This is a genomic window from Gemmatimonadota bacterium (assembly GCA_040388625.1).
Taxonomy (GTDB): domain Bacteria; phylum Gemmatimonadota; class Gemmatimonadetes; order Gemmatimonadales; family Gemmatimonadaceae; genus Fen-1247.
The window spans coordinates 21524-33546 of record JAZKBK010000001.1 but is presented as its reverse complement, the minus strand read 5'-3'; the positions used below and the strand labels follow the sequence as shown (position 1 = coordinate 33546).

Here is a 12023-nt window from a genome sequence, read left to right as displayed (position 1 = left end):
GCATGGAATAGCTTTTGCCAGTGGCAGCGGAAATCTACAGTGAGATCCTGAATGAAACGAATAGTGACTTTGATCGCGGCCGTCACGCTGTGCGGGTGTGCCGTCAGTCAACAGCAGGAAGTCCAGATGGGCCAGCAGTATTCCGCGCAGATAGCGCAGCAACTGCCGCTCATAAATGATCCCGAGATAGTGCGCTACATCAACGTGCTGGGCGATTCTATCGCGCACGTGACGAGTCGCCGCGATCTCGACTGGCATTTCTTTGTCGTCAACAGCTCGGAGGTCAATGCGTTCGCCGTGCCGGGCGGATACGTGTACGTGAACCGTGGCCTGATCGAGCGCGCCAGGACCATGGATGAACTGGCGGGTGTGGTGGGCCACGAGATCGGACACGTGGTGAAGCGTCACACGGTGAAGCAGATGCAACAGGAGCAGGGCGCGAACATCGGCATCACGCTCGCGTGCGTGCTAACCGGTGTCTGCAACAACCAGGCGACGGGAACGGCGATAAACGTCGGCGCGACTGCGCTGTTCGCGAAATTCAGCCGCGGCGACGAGGCAGAGGCGGACGAGGAAGGATTCAGGAACGTGGTCCGGGCCGGAATATCACCGGAAGGACTGGTGACGATGTTCCAGACGTTGATCGATGAACGGCAGAGGAGCCCGGGCACGGTTGACGCATGGTTCGCGACGCATCCACTCGAAGAAGATCGCATCGCAGACGTCCAGAAGCTGATCAATACGCTCACGCCGCAGCAACTGGCGTCGCTCACCAAGGACTCGAAGAACTTTCACACCTTCAAGGACCGCCTGGCCGCGCTGCCAGCCGCGCCGATCTCCAAGTAGCGACGGTCGTGCATGACAGCGCGGGCGCTGTGCGCCCGCGCGAAGTCAGAGCGTATGCACGAAGGCGCGCACGAGCGCCTGAAATTGCGCTGCCACGCGTGCGGTCGTCTCGAGAACTTCGGCGTGAGCCAGCGGAGCCTGCTCGATGCCGGCCGCAGCATTCGTGATGCAGCTCACGCCTGCCACGCGCAGGCCCAGCGTACGCGCCATCGTGACTTCCGGCACAGTGGACATGCCCACCGCATCGGCGCCGAGCGTGCGAAGCATCCGTACTTCCGCCGGCGTTTCGTACGCGGGGCCCGGCAGCATCGCATAGACACCGTCGCGCAGCTCCATCCCGAGATGCGATCCTGCAGCATGCAATTGCGCACGCAGGGCCGGATCATACGCATTCGACATGTCGGGGAATCGAGTCTCACCCGGCTCCGCAGATCCTGTAAGTGGTGACGTGAAGGTGAGGTTGAGATGGTCTTCGATGACCATCAGATCGCCCGCGGCGAAGCTCTTGTTGACGCCGCCGGCCGCGTTCGAGACAAATAGTGTCCGCACACCGAGCGCGTGAGCGATGCGAACCGGGAAGGCCGTGAGCTGTGGCGGATGGCCCTCGTAGGCGTGAAATCGGCCCGCAAACACCGCTACTTTTCTGCCTTCGATGTCGCCGATCACGAGCTTGCCGGCATGTCCTTCCACGCCCACCCCAGGCAATCCGGGTATCTCTCCATACGGTATCGTGACGTGATCGCGAACATCGTCGACGAGACCGCCCAGCCCGGAGCCAAGTATTATCGCAACGGTTGGGGCAAGGTCTCCGATGAGTGGCAGGATGCTCGTTGCCGCCTCGCGGGCCGCCTCGCCGCCGTATGGTCTCACGATTGATATCCCCAGTCGCGCGCGAGATCCGTCCGCACCGACGCAATTAGCTGCGCGCGTTCGGCGAACGGCAGAAATGATGCCTCGCACGCGTTGAGGACGCAGCGGCAGAGATCGGCGATCGTCATGCCAAGCTCGTTCACCGCTCTGGCGTATTCGTCGCTGAGCGTGACGTCGCTTATCAGACGGCTGTCGGTGTTGATCGTGACTCGCACTCCGGAATCGAGATAGCGCTTGATCGGATGCTGCCTGTAGCTCGGAACCGCGTGCGTCTGCTCGTTGCTCGTGGGACACATCTCGAGTGTGATGCCCCGATCCCTGATATAGTCCAGCAACGCAGGGTCTTCACCTGCGCGTACGCCGTGTCCCAGACGCGACACATTGCAGTCGAAGAGCGCACTCTCGATCGAGGCCGGACCGGCAGCCTCACCCGCGTGGCACGTTACCTGGAGAAAGTGCCTGCGTGCATAGGCAAATGCCGCAGCATGATCGGCCGCGGAGAACTCCGCTTCAGCGCCGGCGAGATCGAAACCAACGACGCCGGATCTCATGTGCCGCACAGCAGCCTGCGCGGCTTCGAGCGAGCGAGCGGGATCCCAGTGACGCAGAGAACAGGTGATGAAACGCGCGATGGTTCCGAAATCGCGCTCACCGCGTCGCAGCCCGCGCAGAGTCGCTTCGATTACTTCATCGACCGTGAGGCCGGCGCCAATGTTCAGATGCGGTGCGTTCCGTATCTCGATGTAGCGCAGACCATCCTTGCTTGCATCTTCCACCAGTTCGTATGCAACGCGCTCCAGTGCCGGCGCAGTCTGGAGAATCGAGATCGTGGTATCGAAGCGATGAAGGTAGTCGCCCAGGTCGGTGACATTGTCGGCGCACATGTATCTGCGCAACGCTGCAGCGTCATCTCTGGGAAGTGTGATACCGTGATCACGCGCGAGATCCAGCATCGTCCCGGGCCGAAGCGAGCCGTCCAGGTGGCAGTGGAGCTCGGCTTTGGGCATGCGACGCAGGTCGTCTGCTGTGACTGTGTCCGCGAAATGCTGGTTGCGGTCTACCCCCGTCACTCTGGCGCGACCTCATCCGGCACACCGGACTGCCGACCGCTTACGACCCGAAAGATTGCACCAGCGTACGCGGGCAAGCCGGGATCGGCGGGAAGGCCGCGGCTATCGGCAAGATTGCGCGTATTTCCGAGCAATCCTGCCACCTCCGGATTCCATGCGGTAATGGCGTCGAGCGTGGTCTGGCCTGGGATGGCGGAGACAGGTGTGCCGTCCACGAAGATAAGGAAGGGAGAAGTCAATGTGTCGTTCCGGGTTTCACGAATGACCAGTTGTGTTCGTTGTAATCTGACTCATGAAGCGTGTGCTTGCGTCGCACTTCATCGATGAGCAGTTGACGGATGTCCTGCTGTCTGTCATAGACGACTGGCGCACCCCGAAGCATCGAGTAGCCTCCGCCGCCGGTCTGGCGATAATTGCTCAATGCAAGGGTGAACGAGTCGGTCGCAGCAACTGGATTCCCACGGAAAGTGAGCACCGTGACGCGCTCGCCGATCGGGCGACTGACGTCGATCGCGTAATTCACGCCACTGACGACGTCGAAGTTGTAACCAGCGACGGACGTGTCGACAACCAGGGACCGGGTTGCGTCGGTCCGGTAGTAGCGACTGCTGAACTCGATGTACTGTTTCAACTGTGCACCGCTTATGCGGATGGCGCGGAGTGTGTTGTCGTATGGATACAACTGCGCCAGCTGCGCGACCGTGATGCGTCCCGGGCCGAGCCTCGAGTGAAGGTCGAACGCAGCGGTGGACGCGATGTCGGCGTTGGTGGCGCGGCGCTCCACATCCAGAATGAAGCCCGTGATGCCGGTCGAGACTATCCGGGCGGAATCAGCGCGCCACGCGTCCGGCGTCGAGCCAATCGCGGAGTTCACATACCGCACAGTTGCCCGATGCGCCTGTCGTACCGCGGCGACGACGCGTGCGTCCTCGGGATGATCCTTGCTCTGAATCACAGCGCCAGTTGCGGGAGCGCTCGTCCACGTGCGACCCGCGCTGCACGTCATCGGCAGAGTCACCACCGCGACGCTCGTGGCCCAGTTCCTGGGTTGAATCACGAGCGTGTTTCTGATCATCCGACCGGGATTCTCACGGTGCGAGTGTCCGTAGACCACTGCGGCAATTCCCGGTATTTCAGCGGCAACGCGTGCAGCGACGTTCTCGCTCGCTACACCGGTGCTCACGGTGTCGTAGCTGGACGGCTCGTCGAGTCCGGAATGCAGCACGACGACGATGACGTCCGCGCCCGCCTTGCGCGCTTCCGCAATTGCAGCGCGAATCGCCGGCACAATATCGCCGACGTGCATCTTCGCTCTTGCGAGGTTGCTCGAATCCCACAGATTGGATCCCGGCGTCGTCGCACCCACGATTCCGACTCGCACGCCCGCCCGCTCAACGATGGTGAACGATCTGTACGCGTGCGGCTGCCCCGCGCGACTCACGTTCGCCGCAAGCATCGGAAACCGTGCATGAGCAACCGCGCTGTCGAGATACGGAACTCCGTAGTTGAACTCATGATTCCCGATAGCCGCGGCGTCGTAGCGCATCGAATTCATTGCCGCGACGATTGGATTGTGCCCCGTCGTCGACATCCTTGCAGCGACATATGCGAGCGGCGTGCCCTGGAGCATGTCTCCGGCGTCGACGAGGATGACCCTGCTCCGGTTGGCGCCCCGTACGGAATCGACTATGGTCGCGGCCCGGGCGAGTCCCCTCTGTGGATCTGCCCGGTTCTCGTAGTAGTCCCAGCCGCGAATGTGCCCATGGACATCCGTTGTCGCGGCAATGCGCAGACTAACCTCGGCACCGGCGCGGCAGCCGGTATCAGCCGGCCGGCCGCCCAGCAGGGCGACTGGCGCCAGTAGTGCGCTGGCAGCGCAAAGCAGCAAGCCTCGACAGGCAGGTCCGAACATCAGGATAAGTTATCGGGGACGGCGATGGCCCGAAACCGCAGGTCAGCCGGGGTTGATACACCTTCGTGACAGATCCACGCTCCCATCGATGCCTCCGGGAAGCGAACTTTCGTGACGATCATGATGTCTGGAAACGACGACAACGGCGCAGTTACGGAGCGAATACTGGTTGTCGATGACGAACCGGATATAGTCGCTCTTGTCGCTTACCATCTCGCCCGAGCGGGCTATGGTGTCTCGACAGCCAGCACGGGACCGGAGGCACTGGCGAAGGCCGGCGCCGAGTCGCCTGCGCTCATGGTGCTCGACCTCATGCTTCCCGGGATGTCGGGATTCGAGGTCATCGAGAAACTGCGCGCGGATCCGGCCACTGCGAACATCGCGGTTCTGATGCTTACCGCGCGACGCGACGAACCCGATCGGGTGCGCGGCCTGGTCCTCGGTGCCGACGATTATCTCACCAAGCCATTCTCACCGCAGGAACTCACGCTCCGCGTTGGCGCGATCCTCAGGCGGCTTCGTGCACCAGCCACGGTACAGAACGACGTCGTCAGGGTGGGAGCCGTGCGGATCGACCGCGCTGCTCACGAGGTGCGAGTCGATGGCGATCTGATCGATCTCACTCCCACCGAATACAAGCTCCTGCTGACACTGGCGGAGCGTCGTGGCCGCGTGCTTGCGCGCACGTTGCTGCTGGAAACAGTGTGGGAGGCTGCTCCAGACATACAGACACGCACCGTCGACATGCACGTACAGCGACTTCGCACCAAGCTCGGCGCCTCCGGTGACATGATCGAAACCGTACGCGGTTTTGGCTATCGAATCAATGCGGCGCCGCCGAGGAGCTTGTGAGACTCGCCAATCGCATACTGCTTTCGTCACTCGCAATAATCATCGCGCTGACGTTGACGGTCGCGTTCATCATGGATGGGCAGCTGCACCGGCGTCTCACTGCGGAGCGTACCGATGAGCTCGCGCGCGAGGCTCAGTTCGTGGCGTCGCAATGGACACCCGGCGTCAACGCACCCGATCTGGCTCACGATGCTGGAAGAACGCTGGGCCATCGAGTCACGTTGATCCGTCGCGATGGAGTCGTGCTCGGAGATTCGCAGTTCGACTCGGCGGGTGTCGCGGGGTTGCAGAACCACTCTGGAAGACCGGAGGTGATCGCCGCCTTCGCGGGCCGGGTCGGCACATCGCGCCGGCTCAGTCCGTCGGAAGGAGACGACGAGGTGTACGTCGCGGTACCTGCGCAGCTCGGTGCAGCACGCGTCTCACAGAGCACTGCGTCGTTCGACACCATATTCAACACTGCGCTGGGCGATGTAGCATTTGCCGGTGCGGCTGCTGCGGCCATCGCGCTGTTGCTCGCAATCGTTTTCGCCCGAACGGTGTCGCGTCCCGTAGTGGAACTGCGCGATGTCGCACGCGCAATCGCCGACGGCGACCTGTCGCGCCGGCCATCGCTGTCGGCTCCGGGCGAGGTTGGCGATCTGGCGCGCGCACTGTACAGCCTGTCGGAGCAGCTGGGTGCGCGTCTCAAGGCGTTGCAGGATGACGAGGCTCTGGTGTCGGCGGTCGTGGAGTCGCTCAGTGAAGGAGTACTCGCGGTCAGCGCTCGCCGTTCCGTGTTACGCATCAATACGGCCGCGCGCGGAATGCTCGGCATTCATGAGCAGGTACCATTCTCTGCGGATCACATACCACGTGAGCGAGAGCTGCATGCAGCACTCGAGAGCGCACTGAACGGCGTACCGTCCGACGCTGAACCCATGGAGGTCTCGGGACGGATGGTGGCCGTGGCGGCACGCCCGCTACCGGATGGTGGCGCGGTACTCGCCCTTACGGACCTTACCAGGACGCGGCGACTGGAAGCGATGCGGCGGGATTTCGTCGCAAATGTATCGCACGAGCTGCGCACGCCTCTCACCGTAATCGGCGGATTCGCCGAAACGCTCAGCGAGCCCGGTGTGGAAGAGGGTGATCGCATCAGATTCGCATCGTTGATACAATCCAACACTGCGCGCATGCAACGCATCGTCGACGAGCTGCTGGATCTGTCGCGCATCGAGTCGGGCGGTTGGGTACCGCGGCCGGTGAACGTGGACGTCGCTGCCGTCGCTGCGGAAGCGATCGCCTCCAGCGCCGAAGTTGCCGCGGCCAATGACGTCATAACGGAAGCACAGGTATCGAACGATGCACGCTGGGTGTATGCAGATCGCACGGCCCTGCGTCAGGTAATCTCCAACCTGGTGGAGAATGCCGTCCGCCATACATCACATGGAACAGTCACGGTATTCGCTCATCGCGACGGAGGCGGATACACTGTAGTCGGCGTGAGAGACTCCGGAGTCGGGATTGCGCCCGCGCATCTGCCGCGCATCTTCGAGCGGTTCTACCGCGCCGACCAGGCCCGTTCGCGCGACAAGGGCGGGACCGGGCTCGGTCTGGCGATCGTGAAGCATCTCGTGGAGGCGCACGGAGGAACGGTGCAAGCCGAGAGTGTGCTCGGACGGGGGACAACGGTGAGCGCCTCCTTTCCGGCAGCCGTGTCGACGCCGCGCGAGACATGATGGATCAGCCGTGACATAGCCGTTACGGAACCGCGGTGAATTCCGTGATGTGCGAGAGTGACTATTAGACGTTGTTCAAACCCTCTCACGGAGTACCCTGTGATTCGACCTGTTCGTATTGCGGCACTGACTGCGGTGATGTCAGGCGCATGCATCTCGATAGCGTGCGCGCAAGCAACCAACCTCACTGGCGCCGGATCGAGCTTCGCGTACCCGATCTACTCCAAGTGGGCCGCCATGTACGCGGCGAAGACTGGAGTGAAGATCAACTACCAGTCGATCGGCTCGAGCGGTGGCATCCGTCAGCTGTCCGACGAGATCGTCGATTTCGGCGCAACCGACGGGCCGATGACCGACGAGCAGCTCGCGAAGGCGAAAGGTGGCGCGATCCTGCACTTCCCGACGGTTCTGGGTGGTGTCGCGGTAACCTACAATCTTCCGGGCGTGACGCAGCCGCTCAAGCTCACCGGACCGGTGCTGGCCGATATCTTCATGGGCGGCATCACCAAGTGGAACGACTCCCGCGTCGCGGCGCTCAACCCCGGTGTGAAGCTTCCATCGACTGACGTGATCGTGGTACACCGCGCCGATGGCAGCGGCACGACGTTCATCTTCAGCGACTATCTCGCAACGGTCAGCACGCCATGGGCGGGCAAGGTGGGTCGAGGACAGAGCCTCAACTGGCCCGTGGGACTGGGCGGCAAGGGCAGCGAAGGCGTTACGGGCCAGATCAAACAGCTTCCCGGCGCAGTCGGTTACGTCGAGCTGTCGTACGCGAAGCAGAACAAGCTTCCCGTTGCGCTGATCAGAAATGCGGCTGGTGAGTGGGTTGCCCCGACGCTGCAATCGGTTACCGCAGCCGCTGCTGGAGCGGCGGCAAAGATTCCCGCGAATACCGATTACCGCATCTCGATCGTGAATGCGCCGGGCAAGGGTGCGTATCCGATCTCTTCGTTCACATGGATACTCGTTTACCAGCATCCCAAGGATGCCGCAAAGGGAAAGGCACTCGCCAAATTCCTGCGTTGGGCATACACGGACGGCGAGGCGGTTGCAGGATCGCTCGACTATGCACCACTACCGGCAACGATGATCCGTCGGCTTGACGCGCGTCTCACCGCGCTCGGAGCGGGCAAGTAAACATGCGGATATCCGCCTCGCTACTCGCAGTCGCCGTGTTGCTCCCGCCGACGCTCATGGCCCAGGACACGACCCGGACCGATACCACCAAAACCGTTACGAAGGTAACAATTCCGATCGACTTCTCCGGCGTCGTATTCGGAAACTACCAGTATCAGGCCGCTGCCGGCGCGAACAAGAACCAGAACAAGTTCGACGTCGAGCGCGCCTATCTCACGTTCAAGATGCCGGCCGGTGATCGCGCGAGCATCCGCGTAACCGGCGATCTGTACCAGCAGACCGCCTCCGGCAGCGATTCATACTACAAGGGCTGGGTACTGCGCGCCAAGTACGCGTACCTGCAGTACGATTTTCTCAAGCCGAAGAAGAGCGGAGACTGGGGATTCATCAGCAGGATCGGTCTCCTGCACACGATGTTCATCGACCACGAGGAAAACTTCTGGCCGCGCTGGTTGTCGCTGACTCCGGTCGAGCGCGCTGGCTACTTCTCGTCCGCAGACGCGGGAATCGCCGGAATCGTTACGCTACCGAACAAGTTGGGCGAAGCATATCTCGCCGTGACCAACGGATCCGGATACGCGTCGCGCGAGACTGACAGGTTCAAGGACTATCAGGCGCGCCTCACGATCACACCTCTCGGCAACAGCGACATGTCGTATCTCCGCACACTCGCGATCGACGGATGGGTGTATCGCGGCGATCTCGCCAGCAAGTTCGTGAATGGCGGGAGTGGTCAGCTCGGTCCGATCGGTACCGGACTGGAACGCAACCGCTACGGCGCCTTCGTCGGAATTCGCGATCCGCGTCTGGTGCTCGGTGTCGACTACGCGCAACGGCAGGACGGAATGGATACGGGTGCGAACACGGTTGCCTCGCCCGCCGGGATCGCCGATAGCACCGGACGTCTCGTCGCGGGCTACGTCGTCGCCAAGCCATTCAGGATGCTCGACTCGAAGTCGACGATCCCGCTCGGCATCGTGCTGAGATACGACCAGGTGACTCCAAACACCTCGACCAGTCCGAAAATCAACACGTTCATCGGCGGACTGAGCTGGGATCTGACATCCAAGACTTCGATATCACTCGACTACCAGGAAGCGACACCAGCCAATGGCGCGCCGGTCGCGCCTACAAAGACTTACTACATGCACTGGGTTGCGAATTTCTGACGACTAACGTCATGACGCGCCGTTCCTTACGCTCCTTACGCTCCTTGTGATGAATTGACAGACCGAACCATACCGGCGGCGCACCATCGCGCTGCCGGTATTTTTTTACCGTGCGCCAGCGGCGGAGTTGTTCGAGCTACCCGCGAGCCGGGAGCAGCGCATCGATCAGCTGGTCGCCGAAGGGCACGGCGGCGCTGTCCAATGTCGTTCTCGCCCAAGCGGTGGTATGATTCGTGACTCCAACCATCCACACGCATGCGCCCAACCAGCTCAACCAGCAGAGTGCTCGGCATCTGCCTCGCGGTCCTGTCAGCCGCCGGCGTGCTCAACGCGCAGGAACCGCGGGTGCGCGCGCGAGCGCTTGGCGTCGCGCCCGGCATCTTCACGCCGGGAAAGCAGAACGCAATTACCGACGTCGCTGGTGTGCTTGTCGGGCAGTCGACCGTGATCGCTGGCGATTCGGTACACACAGGCGTGACCGCGATTCTTCCGCACAGCGGCAACATGTTTTTCGATCGCGTCCCGGCAGCCGTGTTCGTGGGGAACGCATTCGGCAAGCTGGTCGGCGCAACGCAGCTCAAGGAGCTGGGTGAGCTGGAGACGCCAATCCTGCTGACGTGCACGCTGTGTGTGTGGCGCGCGGCAGATGCACTCACGGCGGAACTGTTGAGCATGCCCGGAATGGAGAAGGTAAGATCGATCAATCCTGTCGTCGGCGAGACGAACGACGGAACGTTGAACGCCATCCGATCGCGCCCGATCTCCCCGGCAGACGTTCACCATGCGCTTGCATCCGCGAGCAGCGGACCTGTCGCTGAAGGGAGCGTGGGCGCGGGTGCGGGGACTATCGTATTCCAGTGGAAGGGTGGTATCGGCACGTCGTCACGCGTACTTCCGGCGCCGCTCGGCGGCTGGACCGTGGGCGTGCTGGTTCAGACCAACTTCGGCGGAGTGCTCCAGGTAATGGGAGCGCCGGTTGGCCGGGAGCTCGGGAAATACGCGTACAGGAACGACGTCGAGCACCAGCGCGGCGATGGTTCCGTGATGATCGTTGTCGCAACCGACGCACCGCTTTCGGACCGCAACCTCGAGCGCCTCGCGGCGCGCGCAATGATGGGAATCGCGCGCACGGGGTCGAGCGCCTCGAACGGATCCGGCGACTACGTGATCGCCTTCTCCACCGCCGAAGGAGTGCGTCGCCGGATCACCGCGTCGAGCGGAAGCTTACAGGATCCGAAGCCCGTGTTGCGAAGCACCCAGGACGTATCGAACGACGACATGTCGCCACTGTTCGAAGCGGTGATAGAATCGACGGAAGAAGCGGTTTACAACTCGCTGTTCATGGCGACATCGGTGACAAGCGAAGGCCGAACCGTCGACGCGATACCGCTGGATCGCGTGCGCGCGATACTGGCGAAATACAACGTCGGAAAGAGATAGCACGCTGCGCCGCGGTTAACTTTGCGTATGGTCTTTGGCTTTGGCACCAAGCGGCGGCGGGAGCGCCTTCGCAAGCAGCCGTTCCCGCAAGCATGGCGCGCCATCGTAGAGCGAAATCTTCCTGTATTCCGCCGGCTTCCTGCCGCGGATCAGACCGAGCTGCTCGGCCACGTGCAGGTATTTCTCGCCGAGAAGCACTTCGAAGCGAGCGGCGGACTCGAGATGACGGACGAGATCCGCGTGACGATCGCGGCGCAGGCGTGCATGCTGCTGCTGCATCGTGAGACCGACTACTATCCCGAGCTCACCTCCATAATCGTGTATCCATCGGGATACACCGCGTACGAGCAACGCCCAATCGGTGGCTGGATCTGGGAGGAAGGCGGGCAGGAACGACTGGGGCACACCGCGCGGGAGCTGCGCGCGATGGTGCTGGCATGGGACGCCGCGAAACAGGGCGCGGCCGATCCAGGCGATGGGAGGAACCTCGTCCTCCATGAATTCGCGCATCAGCTGGATTTCGAGAATCTCGTCGCCGATGGAACTCCGGAACTGCAGACGAAAGGGGCGTACGTCGCGTGGGCGCGCGTGATGAGCGCTGAACTCCGGGCGTTGCGCGATGCCGACGACGCCGGCCTTCCGACCGTTCTGGACACGTACGGGGCAGCGAATCCGGCCGAATTCTTCGCTGTCGCCACGGAAGCGTTCTTCGAGCTGCCGCTGGCATTGCAGGAGCGGCACCCCGAGCTGTTCCGGGCGCTTCGCGAATTCTATCGTCAGGATCCGACGACGTACTCCACGGAGACGCAGCCCGGCTGAGCTCGTGCGACCGCACGCGGGGAGGGAGAACCGCGCCGCGGAGGCTGTCAGAGGGGCCGCAATTCCGGCGCACGGCGGGCCAGCCTCGCCGACCGGGGGGATGGCGCAGAAACCCGCGTCTGGCGCATCCTTGTGTTTTGCGTCATGTTGGAGGATTCCCCCCGAGCGAAAGACGGGCCCGTGT

The 12023-nt window shown here is 62.5% G+C and carries 11 protein-coding genes; 7 read left to right on the top strand and 4 right to left on the bottom strand.

The window, feature by feature from the left end:
- Positions 1 to 51: 51 nt before the first annotated feature.
- Positions 52 to 846 carry a M48 family metallopeptidase gene (locus V4529_00145; GenBank protein ID MES2356736.1) on the top strand — a complete coding sequence of 265 codons (795 nt, stop codon included), beginning with the start codon at positions 52 to 54 and terminating at the stop codon, positions 844 to 846.
- Positions 847 to 891: 45 nt separating this feature from the next.
- On the opposite strand, the gene V4529_00140 is transcribed toward V4529_00145, so the two are convergent.
- Genes V4529_00140 through V4529_00125 form a run of 4 tightly spaced genes read right to left on the bottom strand, consistent with a single transcriptional unit; the run spans position 892 to position 4698 of the window.
- Positions 892 to 1716, bottom strand: a complete 825-nt coding sequence (locus tag V4529_00140; protein MES2356735.1) for a purine-nucleoside phosphorylase — start codon at positions 1714 to 1716, stop codon at positions 892 to 894.
- Positions 1713 to 2723, bottom strand: coding sequence for an adenosine deaminase (gene add, locus V4529_00135; protein ID MES2356734.1), 1011 nt, complete (start codon positions 2721 to 2723; stop codon positions 1713 to 1715). Before add ends, V4529_00140 begins: the two co-directional genes overlap by 4 nt.
- 59 nt (positions 2724 to 2782) lie before the next feature.
- Positions 2783 to 3025, bottom strand: coding sequence for a hypothetical protein (locus tag V4529_00130; protein MES2356733.1), 243 nt, complete (start codon positions 3023 to 3025; stop codon positions 2783 to 2785).
- Positions 3022 to 4698, bottom strand: coding sequence for a 5'-nucleotidase C-terminal domain-containing protein (locus V4529_00125; GenBank protein MES2356732.1), 1677 nt, complete (start codon positions 4696 to 4698; stop codon positions 3022 to 3024). The genes V4529_00130 and V4529_00125 overlap by 4 nt, the downstream gene beginning before the upstream one ends.
- A gap of 120 nt (positions 4699 to 4818) precedes the next feature.
- On the opposite strand from V4529_00125, the gene V4529_00120 reads away from it, so the two are divergent.
- From V4529_00120 to V4529_00095, 6 genes are all read left to right on the top strand, one after another.
- Positions 4819 to 5550: a response regulator gene (locus tag V4529_00120; GenBank protein MES2356731.1), complete on the top strand. Its 732-nt coding sequence runs from the start codon at positions 4819 to 4821 to the stop codon at positions 5548 to 5550.
- Positions 5547 to 7271, top strand: a complete 1725-nt coding sequence (locus V4529_00115; GenBank protein MES2356730.1) for an ATP-binding protein — start codon at positions 5547 to 5549, stop codon at positions 7269 to 7271. The genes V4529_00120 and V4529_00115 overlap by 4 nt, the downstream gene beginning before the upstream one ends.
- A 99-nt stretch (positions 7272 to 7370) precedes the next feature.
- Entirely contained in the window at positions 7371 to 8411 is a 1041-nt protein-coding gene (pstS, locus tag V4529_00110; GenBank protein ID MES2356729.1) for a phosphate ABC transporter substrate-binding protein PstS, read from the top strand.
- Positions 8412 to 8413: 2 nt separating this feature from the next.
- Positions 8414 to 9580 carry a hypothetical protein gene (locus V4529_00105; protein ID MES2356728.1) on the top strand — a complete coding sequence of 389 codons (1167 nt, stop codon included), beginning with the start codon at positions 8414 to 8416 and terminating at the stop codon, positions 9578 to 9580.
- 255 nt (positions 9581 to 9835) lie between these two features.
- Positions 9836 to 11020: a P1 family peptidase gene (locus V4529_00100; protein MES2356727.1), complete on the top strand. Its 1185-nt coding sequence runs from the start codon at positions 9836 to 9838 to the stop codon at positions 11018 to 11020.
- 27 nt (positions 11021 to 11047) lie between these two features.
- Positions 11048 to 11839, top strand: a complete 792-nt coding sequence (locus V4529_00095; GenBank protein ID MES2356726.1) for a M90 family metallopeptidase — start codon at positions 11048 to 11050, stop codon at positions 11837 to 11839.
- The last annotated feature ends 184 nt before the right edge of the window (positions 11840 to 12023 follow it).